The 19,302-nt window shown below is 72.1% G+C and carries 16 protein-coding genes; 8 read left to right on the top strand and 8 right to left on the bottom strand.

Going from position 1 to position 19,302, the window contains the following annotated elements:
* The first annotated feature begins 104 nt into the window (after positions 1–104).
* Both glgX and treY read left to right on the top strand, forming a co-directional pair.
* Complete coding sequence (glgX, locus tag LWF15_RS17860) at positions 105–2,393, top strand: glycogen debranching protein GlgX (protein ID WP_232811980.1); 2,289 nt, start codon at positions 105–107, stop codon at positions 2,391–2,393.
* A 6-nt stretch (positions 2,394–2,399) separates the two neighbouring features.
* Positions 2,400–4,820: a malto-oligosyltrehalose synthase gene (gene treY, locus LWF15_RS17855; protein ID WP_232811979.1), complete on the top strand. Its 2,421-nt coding sequence runs from the start codon at positions 2,400–2,402 to the stop codon at positions 4,818–4,820.
* Here the strand turns inward: treY and LWF15_RS17850 are convergent.
* Together LWF15_RS17850 and LWF15_RS17845 are read right to left on the bottom strand one after the other, a co-directional pair.
* Entirely contained in the window at positions 4,810–5,712 is a 903-nt protein-coding gene (locus LWF15_RS17850) for a polyphosphate kinase 2 family protein (RefSeq protein ID WP_232811978.1), read from the bottom strand. The genes treY and LWF15_RS17850 overlap by 11 nt on opposite strands.
* A 26-nt stretch (positions 5,713–5,738) precedes the next feature.
* Complete coding sequence (locus tag LWF15_RS17845; RefSeq protein ID WP_232811977.1) at positions 5,739–6,500, bottom strand: SDR family NAD(P)-dependent oxidoreductase; 762 nt, start codon at positions 6,498–6,500, stop codon at positions 5,739–5,741.
* Positions 6,501–6,560: 60 nt separating this feature from the next.
* On the opposite strand from LWF15_RS17845, the gene treZ reads away from it, so the two are divergent.
* Positions 6,561–8,333 (top strand): malto-oligosyltrehalose trehalohydrolase, encoded by a 1,773-nt coding sequence (treZ, locus tag LWF15_RS17840; protein WP_232811976.1) that lies wholly within the window; start codon positions 6,561–6,563, stop codon positions 8,331–8,333.
* On the opposite strand, the gene LWF15_RS17835 is transcribed toward treZ, so the two are convergent.
* Genes LWF15_RS17835 through LWF15_RS17820 form a run of 4 tightly spaced genes read right to left on the bottom strand, consistent with a single transcriptional unit; the run spans position 8,324 to position 14,159 of the window.
* Complete coding sequence (locus LWF15_RS17835) at positions 8,324–9,169, bottom strand: class II fructose-bisphosphate aldolase (RefSeq protein WP_232811975.1); 846 nt, start codon at positions 9,167–9,169, stop codon at positions 8,324–8,326. The genes treZ and LWF15_RS17835 overlap by 10 nt on opposite strands.
* Positions 9,166–10,323, bottom strand: coding sequence for an N-acetylglucosamine-6-phosphate deacetylase (locus LWF15_RS17830; protein ID WP_232811974.1), 1,158 nt, complete (start codon positions 10,321–10,323; stop codon positions 9,166–9,168). The genes LWF15_RS17835 and LWF15_RS17830 overlap by 4 nt, the downstream gene beginning before the upstream one ends.
* Positions 10,320–11,204, bottom strand: coding sequence for an ROK family protein (locus LWF15_RS17825; RefSeq protein ID WP_232811973.1), 885 nt, complete (start codon positions 11,202–11,204; stop codon positions 10,320–10,322). The genes LWF15_RS17830 and LWF15_RS17825 overlap by 4 nt, the downstream gene beginning before the upstream one ends.
* Positions 11,205–11,243: 39 nt before the next feature.
* The gene (locus LWF15_RS17820) at positions 11,244–14,159 is read right to left on the bottom strand and encodes a glycoside hydrolase family 2 TIM barrel-domain containing protein (RefSeq protein ID WP_232811972.1); all 2,916 of its coding nucleotides are present in this window, start codon (positions 14,157–14,159) and stop codon (positions 11,244–11,246) included.
* Positions 14,160–14,248: 89 nt separating this feature from the next.
* On the opposite strand from LWF15_RS17820, the gene LWF15_RS17815 reads away from it, so the two are divergent.
* Complete coding sequence (locus LWF15_RS17815; RefSeq protein WP_232811971.1) at positions 14,249–14,692, top strand: SufE family protein; 444 nt, start codon at positions 14,249–14,251, stop codon at positions 14,690–14,692.
* On the top strand, positions 14,689–15,462 hold the full coding sequence (locus LWF15_RS17810; protein ID WP_232811970.1) for a dihydrofolate reductase family protein: 774 nt from the start codon (positions 14,689–14,691) through the stop codon (positions 15,460–15,462). Before LWF15_RS17815 ends, LWF15_RS17810 begins: the two co-directional genes overlap by 4 nt.
* A 9-nt stretch (positions 15,463–15,471) precedes the next feature.
* Here LWF15_RS17810 and LWF15_RS17805 read toward each other — a convergent pair whose 3' ends face one another.
* Positions 15,472–16,782 carry an alpha/beta hydrolase gene (locus LWF15_RS17805; protein WP_232811969.1) on the bottom strand — a complete coding sequence of 437 codons (1,311 nt, stop codon included), beginning with the start codon at positions 16,780–16,782 and terminating at the stop codon, positions 15,472–15,474.
* 109 nt (positions 16,783–16,891) lie between these two features.
* Here LWF15_RS17805 and LWF15_RS17800 point away from each other — a divergent pair, with 109 nt between their 5' ends.
* Positions 16,892–17,371 (top strand): hypothetical protein, encoded by a 480-nt coding sequence (locus LWF15_RS17800; protein WP_232811968.1) that lies wholly within the window; start codon positions 16,892–16,894, stop codon positions 17,369–17,371.
* A gap of 67 nt (positions 17,372–17,438) precedes the next feature.
* Here the strand turns inward: LWF15_RS17800 and LWF15_RS17795 are convergent, their stop codons facing one another.
* The gene (locus LWF15_RS17795) at positions 17,439–18,167 is read right to left on the bottom strand and encodes a hypothetical protein (protein WP_232811967.1); all 729 of its coding nucleotides are present in this window, start codon (positions 18,165–18,167) and stop codon (positions 17,439–17,441) included.
* A gap of 122 nt (positions 18,168–18,289) precedes the next feature.
* On the opposite strand from LWF15_RS17795, the gene LWF15_RS17790 reads away from it, so the two are divergent.
* Entirely contained in the window at positions 18,290–18,976 is a 687-nt protein-coding gene (locus LWF15_RS17790; protein ID WP_232811966.1) for an AzlC family ABC transporter permease, read from the top strand.
* A complete protein-coding gene (locus LWF15_RS17785) occupies positions 18,973–19,287 on the top strand; it encodes an AzlD domain-containing protein (RefSeq protein ID WP_232811965.1) in 315 nt (104 codons plus the stop codon). The genes LWF15_RS17790 and LWF15_RS17785 overlap by 4 nt, the downstream gene beginning before the upstream one ends.
* The last annotated feature ends 15 nt before the right edge of the window (positions 19,288–19,302 follow it).

The raw sequence follows: 19,302 nt of genomic DNA, 5'->3' as shown, positions 1-19,302 counted from the left end.
GAGCCGCAACAATGCACGTGATTCCGGCGCGCCTCGCAGTGTTGCGAGACGCGTCCGGTGGGCAGTACACGAGGCGCAGTTCGAGTTTCGGAGTCGGGAAGTTCATGGAGATCTGGCCAGGCCATCCGTATCCCCTGGGAGCCACCTACGACGGCGCGGGCACCAACTTCGCGCTGTTCAGCGAGGTGGCCGACAAGGTGGAGCTCTGCCTGATCGACGACGCCGGCCGGGAGAGCCGGGTCGAGCTGACCGAGGTGGACGGGTTCGTCTGGCACGGGTACCTGCCGAGCGTCGGCCCGGGCCAGCGGTACGGCTACCGGGTGCACGGCCCCTACGACCCGGCCGCGGGCCACCGCTGCAACCCGGCCAAGCTGCTGCTCGACCCCTACGCCAAGGCGATCGAGGGCCAGATCGACGGCGACGAGTCGCTGTTCTCCTACCGTTTCGACGGCAGCGCGGAGTTCAACCAGGACGACAGCCTCGGCCACACCATGCTCTCGATCGTGGTGAACCCCTACTTCGACTGGGGCAGCGACCGCCCGCCGCGCCGCGAGTACCACGAGACGGTGATCTACGAGGCGCACGTCAAGGGCCTGACCATGACCCACCCGGGGGTGCCGGAGGAGATCCGCGGCACCTACGCGGCGATCGCCCACCCGGAGATCATCGACCACCTGGTCAACCTGGGCGTCACCGCGATCGAGCTGATGCCGGTGCACCAGTTCGTGCAGGACACCACCCTGGTCACCAAGGGCCTGTCGAACTACTGGGGCTACAACACGATCGGCTTCTTCGCCCCGCACAACGCCTACTCCGCCAGCGGCCAGCGCGGCCAGCAGGTGCAGGAGTTCAAGGTGATGGTGAAGGCGCTGCACGAGGCCGGGATCGAGGTGATCCTCGACGTGGTCTACAACCACACCGCCGAGGGCAACCACCTGGGCCCGACGATCTGCTTCCGCGGGCTCGACAACAACGCCTACTACCGGCTGGTCGACGGTCAGCGCTCGCACTACTACGACACCACCGGCACCGGGAACAGCCTGCTGATGCGCAGCCCGCACGTGCTGCAGCTGATCATGGACTCGCTGCGCTACTGGGTGCTGGACATGCACGTCGACGGTTTCCGCTTCGACCTGGCCGCCACCCTGGCCCGGCAGTTCCACGAGGTGGACCGGCTCAGCGCGTTCTTCGACATCGTCCAGCAGGACCCGGTGATCTCGCAGACCAAGCTGATCGCCGAGCCCTGGGACGTCGGCGACGGCGGCTACCAGGTGGGCAACTTCCCGCCGCTGTGGACCGAGTGGAACGGCAAGTACCGCGACACGGTCCGCGACTTCTGGCGCAGCGAGCCCTCCACCCTGGGCGAGTTCGCCTCCCGCCTCACCGGTTCCTCCGACCTGTACCAGGACGACGGCCGGCACCCGATGGCGAGCATCAACTTCGTCGTCGCGCACGACGGCTTCACCCTGCGGGACCTGGTCTCCTACAACGAGAAGCACAACCAGGCCAACGGCGAGGGCGGGGCCGACGGGGAGAGCCACAACCGGTCGTGGAACTGCGGCGTCGAGGGTGACACCAACGACGAGACGATCCTCGCCCTGCGGGCCCGGCAGCAGCGCAACTTCATCCTGACGATGATGCTGTCGCAGGGGGTGCCGATGCTGGCCCACGGCGACGAGTTCGGCCGCACCCAGAACGGCAACAACAACGTCTACTGCCAGGACAACGAACTGGCCTGGATCGACTGGAAGATGGCCGGTCCGGACAACGACCTGCACGCCTTCACCCGGCGGGTGGTGAAGCTGCGGCACGACCACCCGGTGTTCCGGCGCCGCCGGTTCTTCGGCGGTGCGGCCTCCCGGGGCGGGCAGAGCGAGGTCGGCGACATCGCCTGGTTCACCCCGGCCGGGCAGCCGATGGCCGACGACGACTGGCACCAGAGCTACGCCCGCGCGGTCGCGGTGTTCCTCAACGGCGAGCGGATCATGGCGCCGGACAAGCGCGGTCGCAAGATCATCGACGACTCGTTCCTGATCTTCTTCAACGCCCACTACGAAGACCTCCAGTTCACCGTGCCCACGGCCGAGTACGGCCAGTGGTGGACGGTGCTGCTGGACACCGCGGTCGACGACGTGACCCACGAGGACGGCGGGGACGCCTACGCCCCCGGCGAACTGGTGCACGTGGTCGCCCGCTCGGTGGTGGTGCTGAAACGCCCCACCATCGACCAGAACACGCCGCCGTCGCAGATGGCGCGGCGCGGGTCCGGAAGCGGCTCGAGCACGGTACCGGCCAGCACGGAGGCCATCGCGGGGTTCGGGAAGGCCGTCGAGACGGTGCCGCGGGCGGCGCCCCGGCTGACCCCGACCCCCGCCCCACGAGTCGGAAGGTAGATCTTCTTGAGCACCCCCGTTTCCACCTATCGTTTCCAGGTCAGGGACTCGTTCGGATTCACGGACGTGGGTGCGCGCGCCGCGTACCTGGCCCGCCTGGGCACCACCCACGCCTACCTGTCCCCGATCCTGCGGGCCACCCCGGGATCCGGGCACGGGTACGACGTGGTGGCGCACGACGAACTGTCCGAGGACGCCGGTGGCCGCCCGGCCTTCGACGCGATGATCGCGTCGTTGCGGGCGGCCGGGCTGGCCGCGGTCGCCGACGTGGTGCCCAACCACATGGCCGTGCCCACCCCGGCCCGGCTGAACGCCCAGTACTGGTCGCTGCTGCAGCACGGGCCCGAATCGGAGTACGCGAGCTGGTTCGACGTGAACTGGGCGCCCGGACGGGTGATCGTGCCCGTGCTGGGCGACCGGCTGCCGAAGGTGCTTGCTGCGGGCGAGATCTCAGTGCAGGACGGGGTGGTGCGCTACTACGACCACGAGTTCCCGATCCGCCCGGGCACCGAGAACCTGCCGCTGCCGGAACTTCTCGCGCAGCAGTGGTACCGCCTGGCGTTCTGGCGCACCTCCGACGAGGAGCTGAACTACCGCCGGTTCTTCGACGTCACCACGCTGATCGCGGTGCGGGTGGAGAACAAGCCGGTCTTCGACGCCACCCACGCCCTGATCGGTGAGCTGGTCAAGAACGGCTCGCTGGCCGGGCTGCGGATCGACCACCCGGACGGCCTGGCCGATCCCCGCGGCTACCTGCGCGACCTGGCCGAGCTGACCGACAACGCCTGGGTGGTGGTGGAGAAGATCCTGGAGGGCCACGAGACCCTCCCGGAGGACTGGCCCTGCGCCGGCACCACCGGTTACGACGCGCTCAACCGGATCGGCGGCCTGTTCGTCGACCCGGCCGGCGCCTCCCCGCTGTCGGAGCTGCTCACCGAGTTCACCGGCGACCGGCGCACGCTCGAGGAGATCGTCGAGGCCTCCAAGCGGCAGATCATCGACACCAGCCTGAACACCGAGGTGCGGCGGCTGACCGACCTGCTCGCCGAGATCCGCGACGCGGAGCCGGATCTGGCCGACTTCACCCGGCGCGAGCTGCACACCGCGGTGGTCGAGCTACTGGTGGCGATGGACCAGTACCGGGCCTACGTGGTGCCTGGCGAGGCCGCCCCCGACGAGGCCCTGGCCACGCTCGGGACCGCCTACGGGGTGGCCGAGCAGCGCGTGGCCCCGCAGTTCCGGCCCGCTCTGGCCGCCGTGCTGGCCATTTTGCAGGACGGGGAGAAGGCCGGCACCGACCCGCGGCGGGCCGAGCTGGTCACCCGGTTCCAGCAGACCTGCGGCCCGGTGATGGCCAAGGGCATCGAGGACACCACGTTCTACCGCTACCACCGGCTGATCTCGCTGAACGAGGTGGGCGGCGAGCCGGAGCACTTCGGGGTGAGCGCCGACGAGTTCCACACCTTCGCCGCGCGTCTGGCCGAGGACTGGCCGGGCACGATGACCACGCTGTCCACGCACGACACCAAGCGCTCGGAGGACGCCCGGGCCCGGCTGACCCCGATCAGCGAGGTCACCTGGGACTGGGCCGAGTCGGTGCAGCAGTGGCACCGGCAGGCCGCGAAGTACCGCTCGGCGGGCGGTTTCCCGGACGCGTCCACCGAGTACCTGTTCTGGCAGACGCTGGTGGCCACCTTCGGGCCGCACGGTGCGCCGGACGCGGACCGGATCGTTGCCTACCTGTCCAAGGCCACCCGCGAGGCCAAGCAGCTCACCTCCTGGACCAGCCCGAACACCGACTTCGACGAAGGTGTGGAGGCTTTCGCCCGTTCGGTGCTGGGCGACCGCGAGATCCTCTCCAGCGTGCAGGAGTTCGGGCAGCGGATCGAGCCGGGCGTGCGCGCGGCGATCCTGGGCCAGAAGCTCGTCCAGCTCACCATGCCCGGGGTGCCGGACGTCTACCAGGGCACCGAGATCGTCGATCTCTCCCTGGTCGACCCCGACAACCGCCGCCCGGTCGACTACGGCTACCGCGAGCGTCTTCTGTCGGCGATCGAGTCCGGCACGATCGGCGAGGTGGCCGAGAAGGAGCGTCTGGACGCGGAGAAGCTTCTGGTCACCCGGGCCGCCCTGCACCTGCGGCGGGAACACCCGGAGTGGTTCACCGGCGGTTCGTACACCCCCCTGCCCACCTCGTCCGGGCACGCAGTTGCTTTCGGACGAGGGGTGGACGGCGACGTGCGAGCGGTCACCCTGGCCACGCGGTTGCCTCTCACACTTGAGGACGCCGGTGGCTGGGGAACGTCGGTGGTGGTGCTGCCGGAGGGCTCGTGGACGGACCAGCTCACCGGGCAGACGTTCGAGGGCGGACCGGCGAGGCTGGCCGACCTGCTGAACACCTACCCGGTGGCCCTGCTCACCCGCTAGCCAGAAGGGCTTTCAGCCGGGTTCGTTCGGCCTGCACGTCGAACCCGGCTGGTGGCCACTGCGGGTCGATCCGGGTGAGCGCGTCGATCAGCAGGCTCTGAACTGCCCACCGGGCGTACCACTTCCGGTCGGCCGGGACCACGTACCAGGGCGCGCCCTCCGCCGAGCAGCGGGTGAGCGCGGCCTGGTACGCCTTCTGGTACTTGTCCCAGAAGGCGTGCTCGTCCAGGTCGGCCACGCTGTACTTCCAGTACTTGTCCGGCCGGTACAGCCGCTTCTCCAGCCGGCGCAGCTGCTCGGCCGGCGAGATGTGCAGCATCACCTTGACGATCACCGTGCCCTGGGCGGCCAGCTCGGCCTCGAACCGGCGGATCGCCTCGTACCGCGGCTCCCACTCGGACTTCGGTACCAGGTCGTGCACCCGCACGATCAGCACGTCCTCGTAGTGCGAGCGGTCGAACACGCCGATCAGGCCCGGCCCGGGCACCCGAGGGCGCACCCGCCAGAGGAAGTCGTGGGCCAGTTCCTCGGGGGTCGGCGCCTTGAACGCGGTGTGCCGCACCCCTTGTGGGTCGACCGCCCCGACCACGTGCCGGACGATGCCACCCTTTCCGGAGGTGTCCATACCCTGAATGATCAGGAGCACGTTGGCCCGGCTGGAACCGCTGAAACCGGCGGCGAAGAGCCGCTCCTGAAGTTCCGAGAGCTGGGCGGCGCCCAGCGCCAGGGCCACCTCTCCGTCGGCCCGGCCCCCGGAGAACCCGGGCGTTGCCGACGAGTCGGTCCGGCTCAGGTCGAAACCCTTTCCGACCCGTAGCAACCCGGCCAGCCGCCCCGGGGTCACCGACCCGCTCTCAGGCCCACCCTCGTCCTTAGGTCTGCTCTTCGCCACTGGAAAGCCTTTCTGGTCGGGAGGACTCAGTTGCGCGACCGGCCACCCAGCCGGGCCGCGAAGAAGCGGGTGACGCTGCGGGGCACCAGCCGCGAGGCCGTCACCAGGGCCTTGTACCGCACGCTGGGGATCGAGACGATCACGTCGCGCTGCAGGTCTCTCAGCGACTCGTCGACCACGAAGTCGGCCTCCAGCCAGAGCGCCTCCGGCGCCCAGGCCATGTCGATCCCGGCGCGGGCGTGGAACTCGGTGTGGGTGAACCCCGGACACAGCGCCTGCACCCGCACGCCGGTGCCGCTCAGCCCGTTGGCCAGCCCCTCGCTCAGCGCGATCACGTAGGCCTTGCTGGCGGTGTAGGTGCTTCCGCGACCGGGGGTCAGCCCGGCCACGCTGGCCACGTTGATCACCGCCCCCGCTCCTCTCGCCCGCATGCCCGGAAGCGCCGCGTGGGTCAGCTCGACCACCGCGGTGACGTTCAGCTCGAGCTGTTGGTGCAACCGGTCGAACGGGGTGCTCCAGAACTCTCCCTGCCCGCCGACCCCCGCGTTGTTGACCAGCAGATCGACCGGGCGCGACCCGTCCTGAAGCCGTTCCACCACGGCCCGCCGCTGCTCGGGCACGGCGAGGTCGGCCACGATCACCTCGGCCCCGCCGAGTTCGCGGGCCAGCTGGGCCAGGCGCCCGGCGTCGCGGGCGACCAGGACGAGCTGGTACCCGTCGCGGGCCAGCCGGCGGGCGAACGCCGTGCCGATGCCTGCGGTGGGGCCGGTGACGAGTGCGGTGGGCATGCGGCCACGTTAGCTCCCCGTCCGCAGGTGGACCCGGCGAATGTCTGACAGGCTGGCCCCGTGCACGAGTTCACCGTCTGGGCGCCTTCCGCCTCCCGCGTCATGTTGCACCTGCCCGCCCTCGACCGGCGCGAGCCGATGCGCCGGGTGGCCGACCCGGCGCTGGGCCAGGAGCTCACTCCCGAGACCGAGGGGCTCTGGAAGCTCGCGGTGGCCGAGGCCGATCACGGCACCGACTACGCGTTCGCGATCGACGGCGGCGAGCCCCGGCCGGATCCGCGCAGCGCCTGGCAGCCCGAGGGGGTGCACCGGCCCAGCCGGGTGTTCGACCCGTCGCGGCACCAGTGGGCCGACTCCGCCTGGCCGGGTCTGGACGCGCGCGGTGCGGTGTTCTACGAACTGCACATCGGCACCTTCACGCCGGAGGGCACGCTCGACGCGGCGATCGGGCGGCTCGGCCACCTGGTCGACCTCGGGGTCCAGATCGTCGAACTGCTGCCGGTCGCCGAGTTCTCGGGTGAGCGCGGCTGGGGCTACGACGGGGTCGGGCTGTACGCCGTGCACCACGCCTACGGCGGTCCCGAGGCCCTGCAGCGCTTCGTCGACGCGGCGCACCAGAAGGGGCTGGGGGTCTGCCTCGACGCGGTGTACAACCACCTCGGCCCGGACGGCAACTACCTCAGCGAGTTCGGGCCCTACTTCACCGACGCGCACAACACCCCCTGGGGCGACGCGGTGAACCTGGACGACGACGGCGCCCTCGGCGTGCGCTCCTGGATCATCGACAACGCCCTGCGCTGGCTGGGCGACTTCCACATCGACGCGCTGCGCCTGGACGCGGTGCACGCCCTGGTCGACGCCTCCCCCCGGCACGTCCTGGCCGAGCTGTCCGACCGGGTGGCCGAACTGTCGGCCACGGTGGGACGCCCGCTGAGCCTGATCGCCGAGAGCGACCTGAACGACCCGGTGATGGTCGAGCCGGTCGCCGAGGGCGGCCGGGGCATGACCGGGCAGTGGGACGACGACGTGCACCACGCGATCCACAGCTTCGTCACCGGCGAGACGCAGGGCTACTACTGCGATTTCGGGACGTCGGCGGTGCTGGCCCGGGTGCTCAGGGAGGCGTTCCGGCACGCCGGCGACTACTCCACCTTCCGCGGGAAGCACTGGGGCACACCGGTCTCGGCCGAGAAGCACCGCGGTCACCAGTTCGTGGTCGCCACCCAGAACCACGACCAGGTCGGCAACCGCGCCACCGGCGACCGGCCCAGCGCCACGGTCTCCCCCGGGCGCCTGGCCGCCTCCGCCGCCCTGATGCTGACCAGCGTCTACACCCCGATGCTGTTCATGGGTGAGGAGTGGGGGGCGAGCACGCCCTGGCAGTTCTTCACCTCGTTCGAGAGCCCGGAGCTGGCCGAGGCCGTGCGCAAGGGCCGCCGGGCCGAGTTCGGCTCGCACGGCTGGGCTCCCGAGGAGGTGCCCGACCCGCAGGCCCTCTCGACCTTCGAGGCCTCCAAGCTGAACTGGGCCGAGGCCGCCGAGCCGGACCACGCGGCGATGCTCACCTGGTACCGCGACCTGATCGCGCTGCGCCGCTCGTCACCCGACCTGCTGAACGACTCGTTCGACTCGGTCTCGGTGGAGTACGGCGACGCCTGGATCACCATGCGGCGCGGCGCGTTCACCACGGTGCTGAACATCGGCCCCTCGGCGGTGGGCGTTGCGGTCGCCGAGGGCTCGGTGCCGCAGCTCACCTGGGGTTCGGTCACGGTCTCGGGCGGCACCGCCCAGCTGCAGCCCGACTCGGTGGCGGTGCTGCGGGTTCAGGGCTGAGTCGCTGATCGGCCCCGCTTCGGCGGGGCCAGCAGCCTGAGCAGACGCTCCACCTCGTCCGCCACCGCGATCCGGCCGGGGACGATGTACTTGCGCGGGTCCACCACCCGTTCGTCGGCGGCCAGCGTCCTGCGGACGGCCCGGGTGAACAGGCCGTTCAGGTGGGTGGAGATGTTCACCTTGACCAGCCCGGCCCGCACCGCCCCGGCCAGCTGCTCGTCGGAGACCCCGGACGAGCCGTGCAGCACCAGGGGCACCGGCACGGCCTGGGCCAGGGCGGCGATCAGGTCCAGGTCGAGCACGGCAGTGCGCTCGGTCATCGCCTGGGAGCTGCCCACCGCCACGGCCAGGCTGTCGGCCCCGGTGGCCTCCACGAAGGCCTTCGCCTCGGCCGGATCGGTGCGGACGCCCGGAGCGTGCACCCCGTGCTTGACCCCGACCTTGCCCAGCTCGGCCTCGAGCGGGATGCCGGCGGAGTGGCAGAGTTCGGCGACTGCTGAGGTACGGCGCACGTTGACCTCGTAGCTGTCGTGCGAGGCGTCGAACATGACGCTGTGCACCCCCAGCTCGAGCGCCCGCCGCACCAGGGCCTCGTCGTCGGCGTGGTCGAGGTGCACGACGGCCGGAACCTGCGAGTTGCGGGCCACCGCCAGGGTTCCGGCCAGGATCGGCTCCAACGCACCGTGGTACTGCACGCAGTTCTGGCTGATCTGGAGGATGACCGGCAGGCCGGCCGCCTCGGCCCCGGCCACGATCGCCTCGGCGTGCTCCAGCAGGATCACGTTGAAGGCGCCGACTCCCCGCCCGCTCTCACGGGCCTGCTGCAGCACAGTCATGACAGTTCCTCCTTGAACGTCGGGACATCGACCGGATCCAGCCACACGCCTCGCCGGGCCACCCGGGCGACCTCGGCCACGCCGTCGGGGAAGTGCAGCTCGATCAGATCCGCCGGATCCCCCGGGCGCAGGGCGTGGCCGCGCAGACCGAACACGTTCGCGGCCGTGGCGCTGGTCACCGCCACCACCTCAGGCAGGGGCACGTTGCGGTTGAGCAGGCGCAGCGCGGCGGCCATCAGCGCAGTGGTGCTGCCGGCCAACGAGTTTCCCTGAGCCAGCACGGCCACTCCCCCGGCGACGACGACCTCGGAGCCGGCCAGGTCGTAGGAGCCGTCACCCAGGCCGGTGGCGGACATGGCGTCGGAGACCAGCATCATCCGGCCGGCTGCGGCCCGCCGGGCCACGTCCATGACCTCGTTGCCCACGTGCTCACCGTCGGCGATGAGCTCCACCGTGATGCGGTCGTCGCTCAGCGACACCCCTACGGTGCCGGCCTGGCGGTGGTGCATCGGAGGCATGCCGTTGAACAGGTGGGTGGTGACCCGGGCGCCGGAATCTATGGCCCGGCTGACGGTTTCGGCATCGGCGTCGGTGTGCCCGATCGCCACCACGACGCCGGAGGCGACCAGCTCGTCGATCGCGTCGAAGGCACCGGGCAGCTCGGGGGCGATGGTGACCATGCGGATCGTGCCCTCGCCGGCCGCCAGCAGGTCGGCCACCTCGGCGCGGTCGGGCCGGCGCAGCAGGTCCGGGTTGTGTGCTCCGCGCCGGGCCGGGGACAGCCAGGGCCCTTCGAGATGTGTTCCAGCCAGGCGGCCTTCGCGTACCAGAGGCGCCAGTTCCTTCACCCGGGAACGGGTGTCGGCCAGGCTTCCGGTGGCCAGCGAGGCGATCAGGGTGGTGCTGCCCGCCCGGTGGTGGTGGTCGAGGGCGGGCTGCGGGTCGACTCCTGGTGTGGCGAAGTCGATTCCGACGGCACCGTGGACGTGCGGGTCGACGGCACCGGGGACGACGATGTCGAGTTGCTCCGCCGGAGCCGAGTCCGGCTCTCCCTGACCGCGCTCCACCACCAGGCCGTTCTCGATCCGCAGCCACACCGGGCCGTCGTGGCTCGCTCCGTCGACCAGCCGGCGGATCGCAACAATGCCGTTCATGACCGTCCCTCCAGTCCGAGCAGGGCCGCACCCACCGCAGCCGCTGCGTCGCCGTGACCCGCCGGAAGCACTTCGGGCACCCGCAGGCCGGGAAGGCGGCGGGTGAGTTCCTCACTGAGCGGGGCGATCAGCTGACGGCCGGCCAGGGCCAGGCCGCCGCCGATGACGATGACCGAGGGCGCGACCGTGGCCGACAGCCCGGCCAGCGCGTCGGCCAGCACGGTGATCGTCTCTTTCCAGACCTGCTGAGCGACGGTGCTGCCGCGGCCGGCGGAGGCCGCCACCTCGCGGGCACTGGCCATCCCGGCGCGCAGGGCAGTGGCCCGGGCGGAGGCCACCTCCTCGACCCGCTGGCCCGCGAACTCGCCCTGGGTGATCAGCAACTGCCCGATCTCGCCGGCCCAGCCCCCGGAGACCAGGGGCTGACCGTCGATCAGGACGGCCGCGGCGACGCCGGTGCCGACCGGGACGAAGGCCATGACCCCGTCGCGGCCCGCAGCGGCGCCGGTCCGGGCCTCGGCAACGCCCCCGGCCCGCACGTCGTGCGTGAGCACCACGCCACTGCCCAGCCGTTTCTCCAGCAGCTCACCCAGCGGAAGGTCGCGCCAGCCCAGGTTGGCCGAGTAGACGGCCAGTCCGTCGGCCTCGTCCACCACCCCGGGCACGGCGACCCCGACCGGCAGCAGCTGGTCGCCGGCCAGGGCGTCCCGGACCTGCCCGACCGTCTCCACCACGGCCCTGCCGTCAGGGGCAGGAGCCGGGGTGGGCAGCCGGTGCACGGCCAGCACCGAGCCGTCGGCACCCAGCAGGACACCCTTGACCGAGGTGCCGCCGACGTCGATCCCGACCGCCGGCGCACCCGCGTCGCTCAAGCCATTCATGGGCGAGATCGTTCCACGCCCCGGACCGCTTGACCTGCTCTACCCCTCTCGGCTCTCCAGCAGCAGGGTGACCCGGCCCGGACGGGCCGCCAGGCGGTAGCGCGGCAGCACGCCCTCACCGCAGGCGGCGGTGCCCACCCCGGCCTGGAACAGGTCGATCGACACGTGGGTACGGCCGTCGGCCACCAGTTCGTGCTGGTGCGCGGTGGTGGCCAGGGTCTTGCGGCTGTACGGCGAGACCGTCACCGCCACCTCCTCGACCCCACCGGAAGCGCCACCCGGCAGCACCGTGACCACGAGCGTCCCCTGTTCGGTACCGATCGAGGCGTGACGCACCCCCGCGCGGGCGCCGCTCTCCTGCGGCAGCACGTAGGGGGTCAGCAGTTCGTCGGCCGAGGCCTCGTGGTCTCCCCAGAACGGCCCGGCGGCCAGGTCGGGGTAGGACGGGCCCGGACCCAGACCGCGCCAGGCCATCCCGGTCGGCGCACCCTCGAGCACCAGGTCGAGCCCCAGACGGGGCCACTCCACCGGCCAGGTGCCGTCCGGCACCAGGGTGACCTCGACGGTCATCGCGTTCGGGCCGGCCTGACGCCAGACGTACTCGGCGTCGACCGCGCAGTCGCGGCCCGGGGGCACGGTGCGGGTGCGCACCACCAGGGCCCCGTCCTGTTCGGTGGCGGAGACCACGCGGGTCAGCAGCCGGTTCAGGCCCAGCAGTTCCCAGCGGGCGGCGTAGGCCGGCTTGTCCATCTCTTCCCAGCCCGGGCGCCGGTCGTTGTCGGTCGGCACCCGCCACAGGCTGGTCACCGGCCCCTCCAGACGCAGGCCACCGAGCTCGCGCAGCCGCAGCGAGACCGGGTCGAAGGCGGAACGCGGCGGCACGCTGGTCTCCAGCGGCGGCTCGGCCGGCGTCAGCCAGGCGCGCTGGCCCCGGCCGACCACGTGCCCGGCCTCGGCCCAGAGCTGCTTGTCCACCAGAACCGCCTCGACCGTGACGATCTCGGGGGATTCGGCGAGGTCGGCCAGCTCGTCCGGCAGGGCGACCTCCACCTTCTCCCAGGAGGCGACCCGGCCGACCTTCAGCTCTCCCCGGCCCAGCTCGCGGCCGTCGGCCTCGGCCTTCCAGACGAACCGCAGACCGCTGAGATCGACGTGGTCGTAACGGTTCTGGATGACCACGGCCCCGTCGGTGACCTCGATCCGCACCGGCGAGTACCAGTGCGCCAGGGCGACCAGGCCCGGGCGCACCTCGCGGTCGGCGCTGACCAGACCGTCGATCACGAAGTTGCCGTCGTGGGTGTGCTCGCCGAAGTCACCGCCGTAGAGGTAACCGCGGCGGCCGTCGGCGCCGGTGGTGGCGATGCCGTGCTCGATCCACTCCCAGATGAAACCGCCCGCCAGGCGCGGGTACCGGTCGAACAGCTCCTGGTACTCCTCCAGGCCGCCCGGGCTGTTGCCCATCGCGTGCGCATACTCGCACTGCATGAACGGCAGCGAACGGCGGTGCATCTCGGCCGCGGTGGCGCCGAACGGCGCCGGGGTGAGCACCTCTTCGCCGATCCGGCGGGTCTCCTCGAACGAGGCGTACATCCGGGAGTACACGTCGACGTACGTGCTGCTCCAGTCGCCTTCGTAGTGGATCAGCCGGGACGGGTCGAAGGCGCGGGTCCAGGCGGCCATGGCCTCCAGGTTCTCGCCGGTGCCGGACTCGTTGCCGAGCGACCACATCACGATGCTGGCGTGGTTCTTGTCCCGGTGCACGGTGCGCTGCATCCGGTCCAGGTAGGCGCCCCGCCACTGCGGGTCGGCGCTGGGGTTGCCGCGCCAGCCGATCTCCTCGAACCCGTGGGTCTCCAGGTCGCACTCGAGAACGACGAAGAGCCCCAGCTCGTCGGCCCGGTCCAGCAGCGCCGGGTGCGGCGGGTAGTGCGAGGTGCGCACGGCGTTGACGTTGTGCTGCTTCATCAGCAGCAGGTCCTGCTCCAGCCGCTCGGGCGAGAACACCCGGCCGCGCTCCGGGTCGTGCTCGTGCCGGTTGACCCCGCGCAGCTGGATCGGCGCGCCGTTGACCAGCAGCACCGAGTCGCGCACCTCGATCCGGCGGAAGCCCAGGCGCAGCGTGACCGTCTCGGCCGGCGTCACCAGTTCGGCGGTGTAGAGCCGGGGGGTCTCGGCCGACCACGGCTCGACCCCGCCCACCCCGATCACGCCGCCGCCGGTGACCTCGAGGTCGACGTCCAGCTCGGGGATGCGGAAGCGGGCCGGCTCCCCGGCCGCGCCGTTGCGGGTGACCGACAGGTCGACGGTGCCGGTCCCGTCGGTGGCCTCGTAGTCGGTGACCGCGAACACGTCCCAGACGCCGCCGTCCGGCACGGCCAGCAGGTCGACGTCCCGGAAGATCCCGGGAAGCCACCACATGTCCTGGTCCTCCAGGTAGCTGGCGTCGGAGAACTGCGCCACCCGCACGGCCAGCACGTTGCCCGTGGCGCGCAGCTTCCCGCGCACGTCGAACTCGTGGGTCAGCCGGCTGCCCCGGGTCTCGCCCAGCAGCTCACCGTTCAGCCGCACCTCGGCGGCCGACTCCACGCCGTCGAAGCGCAGCACGGCGCCCTCGAGGAACTCCGGGGCCGCGTCGAAGACCAGGCGGTAGTCGCCCACCGGGTTCTCGTCCGGCGGGTTGGGCGGGTCGATCGGGAACGGGAAACGCACGTTGGTGTAGGCCGGGCGGCCGTGGCCCTCGAGCACCCAGTGGGCGGGCACCGGGATGCTCGTCCACTCCTCACCCAGGGCCCAGCCCGCGTCGTCGCCGTCCCATCCGTCGTCCGGTGCGGCGGCCAGACCGGGGAAGATCCGGAACTGCCAGGTGCCGTTGAGGCTGCGGCGCGGAGCGGTGGTGTGCAGGCGGGCGCGGGGAGAGCGGGACCCGGTTCCGGGTCCCTTCCGGGCGATGTTCATGGACGCAGGTTCTCAGAGGATCCCGGCCGGTGTGACGACCGGGTCGCCCGTTGGTGCCGCTCCAGCACGGGACATGACAGGATCGGCGGGTGGCAGACACCCTTCCGGCGGCATTCGCCGAGATCGTCGACGACTTCACCGCGCTGGCCCAGAAGGACCGCCTGGAACTGCTGCTGGAGTTCAGCCGGGAGCTGCCCGCGCTGCCGGAGAGGTACGCCGGCGACCACGACGCGATGGAGGCGGTCACCGAGTGCCAGTCGCCGGTGTTCGTCCGGGTCGAGACCGGCGCCACCCTGGCCGACGAGGCGAAGGTCTACTTCGACGCCCCGGCCGAGGCCCCCACCACCCGGGGCTTCGCCAGCATCCTGGCCACCGGCCTGGCCGGTCTGAGCGGCCAGGAGATCCTGGACGTGCCCAACGACGTTCCGCAGCGCCTGGGCCTGTCCGAGGCGGTCAGCCCGCTGCGGCTGCGCGGGATGGCCGGGATGCTGGCCCGGATCAAGCGCCAGGTGAAGGAAGGCACGCCGGCGTGACCGTGCTGCAGCTCCTGCTGCCCGGCCGGGCCGAGGTCGGCAACCTGACCACCGACCCCGAGCCGGCCGTCCAGGCCCTGGCCGACCTCTACGCCTACCCGGAGCCGGTACCGGCCCGGGGCTGGGTGCGGGCGAACATGGTGAGCACGCTCGACGGCTCGGCCACCGGGCCGGGCGGGGTCAGCGGGGCGCTCGGCGGGGCGGCCGACAAGGCCACCTTCCACGTCCTGCGCGGCCTGGCCGACGTGGTGCTGGTGGGCGCGGGCACGGTGCGGGCCGAGGGCTACGGCGTCCCGCAGGCCGACCCGGCCTTCACCGAGCGCCGCCGCAGCCGCGGGCAGCAGCCGGCCCCGGCCCTGGCCGTGGTCACCCGCAGCGGCGACGTGCCGGCCGGCCTGCTCGACGGCACCACCTTCGTGGTCACCACCACCCGGGCCGACCTGACCCGGCTGCGTGAGCAGGCCGGGCCCGGCCAGGTGATCGTCGCCGGTGACGACGACGTGGACCTGGACGACGCGGTGCGGGTCCTGGCCGGTCGCGGCCACCGGCGGGTCCTGCTCGAGGGCGGACCGTCGCTGCTGGGCCAGGCGCTGGCCGCCGGCCAGGTCGACGAGCTGTGCCTGACCTGGGCGCCGACGCTGGTGGCGGGCGGCGGCCCGCGCATCTCGCACGGGCCCGAGGTGAACCTGACCGCCCGCCCGGCACACCTGATCGCGGCCGAGGACGTGCTGCTCGGCCGCTGGCTGGTGCAGACCGTGCCCAACAACTAGAGACGGTTTCTAGAGGCGGAGCAGGAACCTCGCCACGGCCGACTCCCAGGTGTTCTGGTCCACGTTCCACTCCTTGCAGTGCCGCGCCCCGTCCACCGACACGTAGGTGGCCAGGTCGGGCCGGGCCTCGGCGAACTTCTCGGAGGGCGCGGAGGGCACGTACTCGTCGTCCTTGCTGTGGATCAGCAGGATCGGGTGACGTACCTCGGCCGCCCGGGTGACCCAGTCCAGCCGGTCCAGGTCGACCGGGGCCTCGGTGCCGGCCAGCCGCCAGACCGACCGGTGCGACAGCACGCTCTGCCCCAGCCGGCCCACGGCCGGCGGGATCCTGTTCAGCCGGGCCTGGTGGGCCAGGGTGTCGCGCCAGTCCATCACCGGCGCGTCGAGCACCAGGCCCTTGACCCGGTCGGCCGTCCACGAGCGGGAGACGGTCTGCATCACGATCGCGCCGCCCATCGACCAGCCGAACAGCACCACCTCCTCGGCGCCGTGCTCGGCGGCGTAGACGATCGCCGCCTCCACGTCACGCCACTCCTGGTCGCCCAGGTGGTAGCGGGCCAGCGGGCCGACCGAGGCCACCGGCACCCCGGCGGTGGTGCGGTAGCCCGCGACCAGCGAGGTGAAACCCAGCCGGTGCAGGACCGGCAGGGCGCGCAGGCACTCTTCCCGGGTGGCACCGCGCCCGTGCACCAGGATGGCCCAGGCGCTGCCGGTGGGCGGTAGCTCGGCCCGGCTGCTCCGCCTGCCCTTGACCCGGGTCCGGCCGGCGGCCACCGCCGTGGCGCTCTTGACCGTGCTGGCCGCCGCCCCGCGATCGTCCAGGTTCAGCTGGGTGCCGGGCACCACCCAGCCGTGCAGCACGGTGGCGTCGCCCTCGATCGTCACGTCCTCGAACGGCAGGCCGAGGGCGCTGAACGGGTCGCCCGCGTAGTAGTACTGGTTCAGCCGGGCCTTGCCGGGCCTCAGCCGGCCGGAGTCGGTCCCCAGCAGCGGGCGCCGCACCGCCCCGGCCGCGGTGTCGTACGAGATCACCTCGCCGACCCGGGCGTGCGTCTTCCCGCCGTCCTGCCACAGGCCGTAGCGGCCGGGCAGGGTGGTCTCCGGGTCGGCCCGCAGCGTGACCACCTCGCCCTCGACCGCGAGGACCTCCACGTTCTCGGGCCGGTTGGCGTCGGGCGTGACCACCCGGCGGGCGAAGACGGTAGCCGCCGTGGCCGCCGCCACCCCCGCCGCGACCGCCGACGAGGCCCCCGCCACCGCGGCCGCCACCGCCAGCCGGCGCACACCGTCCGGCATCTGCTGCCCACCCAGGCGGCTCATCGAGCTCCTCCAGCAGTCTCCGTAACGCTCATGACTCAATTCTGCCGACCGAACCGGGTGTCAGCGATGCCGGGGAGCCACCGATCCGCTTCCCGACTAGGGTGATCATGTGACTGAGACGCCGTCCATCCTGGTCCTGACCGAAGTGGCACTGAGCGACGAGGACGCCCTGCGGCTGACCTCCGTGCATGCCGACGACGAGTCCGGCCGGCCCGCCTACCACCTGCTGGTGCCGGCCGACGTGGAGCGCAACCTGCTGGCCGACGTGCTCGACCACCTGAGCCTGTTCCAGCTGCGCGAGGCGCTGGAGGCGGTGCGGGGTGAGGACGAGCCCACCCGCACCGAGGCGGCCGACGCGCTGGCCCGCTCGCTGGCCGCGTTCAGCCGGGCCGGCTGGACCGCCACCGGCGAGGTGATCGAGGGCGACCCGGTCAAGGTGCTCCAGCAGCACAGCGCCGACGAGGTGATCGTGGTGACCCGGCCGCACGCGGTGGAGGACACGTTCCACACCGACTGGGCCTCCCGGGCCCGGGAGGCGCTGGGCGTGCCCGTGCTGCACGTCTACGCGGGCAGCAGCTTCCTCGGCTGAGGACCGCACGAAAAGGCCCACCGTCCGGAACCGTCCGGACGGTGGGCCTTTTCACATGCAGGGAGTCTCAGGCGCGGGCGGGGATCAGCGTCCAGCCGAGGGCGAAGAGCACGAACGCCGACAGCATCGAGAGGTTGCTGAGGTTGGCCGGCGCGTCGTCGATGCGCAGGGTGGCCAGGCCGAGCCAGATCGCCAGCACGATCACCAGTGTGGGCAGGCCCAGCGAGCCGGGGTCGGTGCGGAAGGCGGCCATCCCGGCCGACCACGGGCGCGGGCGCACGGCGGTGCGCGGGTGCGCCGGGTCGGTGTCGTCGACCACCTCGACCACCTCGACCTCGGTCTGGCGCGGCAGGCCCCGCAGGATCAGCTGGATGCCCTGGGCCACCATGATCAGGGCGGCGATCAGCGCGGGGACCCGCAAGGCCATCCCGGCCCCGTCGGCCTGCTGGTCAGACATGCCGAGCAGGATGCCGAGCACGAGAACCCCGGCGCCGAAACCGATCCGGCCGGGTGAGGAGATCGTGGCGGTGCGGGTGGGTTCACTCCGGCGCACGGGCTCCTCCTGGTAGACCGGCTCCTGGTAGGCGGGATCCCGGTAGGCCGGGTCGCGGTACGCGGGCTGGACGGGCTGGGCCGGCTGCGCGGTCCCGGCCGGTCCGGCGACCGCGGCATCGGCGGTCTCCTCGTGCAACGGTGCGTCGACCGGGGCTCCCTTGACCGGCTGCTGAAGCGAATCTCTCATCGTCCGGTCGTTGGGGGCGTCGATCGGCCTGCGGGAACCTGTTTCGCTGGTCATGGTGTCTACTCCCCGATGCGGTGAGCGATTGTCACTCCTGGCCAACGTACGGCCGAACGGGTGACCCCGAAACTCGAGAGGACCGGGGTTGCCGACCCCCCGATCGCACCTGACCATGTGGCGTGACCCGGACCACCGCAGACCCCGACGGCGGCTGGCGCGCCGGCCTGCAGGTCGGCGCCGGCCTCGCCGTCGGCGCCTTCGCCCTGGCCATCAGCTTCGGCGCGTTCGCCGTCCTGCACGGCTGGCCGCCCTGGGTGGCCATCCTCGCCTCGGCCGTCACGTTCTCCGGCTCGGCCCAGTTCGCCCTGGCCACCGCCCTGGCCGGGGGTGGCGGGGCGCTCACCGCGGTGCTCAGCGCGGCGCTGATCAACCTGCGGTTCGTGCCGATGGCCGCCGCGACCGCCCGGTACCTCAACGGAGGACGCTTGCAGCGCGCCTTGGAGGGGCAGTCGGTGGTGGACGCCTCCTGGGTGGCGGCCCAGCGCCCGGACGGCTCGGTAGACCGGAAGAAACTGTTCGGCGCCACGCTCGTGCAGTGGCCGGCCTGGATCCTCGGCACCGCGGTGGGTGCACTACTGGTTCCGTCCACGGAGTTCGCCCGGACCTACGGCCTGGACGTGATCTTCCCCGGTTTCTTCGCTCTATTGCTGTTCGACTCCCTCCGGGCCCGGCCCGGCATCCTCCCGCTGGCTCTTCTGGCCGCCCTGCTGGCCGGGATCGCCTGCCTGTTCGTGCCCCCGGGCGTGGCTCTCCTGGCCGGCGCCCTGGCCGCGCTACCGGCCCTGCTCACCCGGAGCCCCTCGTGACCGGCATCCTCGCCGCCGTCCTGGCCCTCGCCGTGATCAACGTGATCTACAAGGGTGCCGGGCCCGCCCTCCTGGGCGACCGCACCTTCCCCACCCGGGTCGAGGCCGTGATCGTCGCCCTGCCGGCCGTGCTCCTGGCCGCCCTCCTGGTGGTCGACCTGGCCGGGCCGCACTGGCGCGACGCGGACTGGACCCTGCTGCCCGGGCTGGCCGCGGCCGTGCTGCTGCGGGCCCTCTGGCAGCGCCCACACCTGCTCTGCCTGCTGCTCGCCGGGCTGGTCACCGCGGGCCTGCGGGCCCTCGTAGGGTGAGGGAACTACCGGGCG

The sequence above is a fragment of the Kineosporia rhizophila genome (assembly GCF_021277265.1).
Lineage (GTDB): Bacteria > Actinomycetota > Actinomycetes > Actinomycetales > Kineosporiaceae > Kineosporia > Kineosporia rhizophila.
This window is presented reverse-complemented; position numbering and strand designations above follow the sequence as displayed.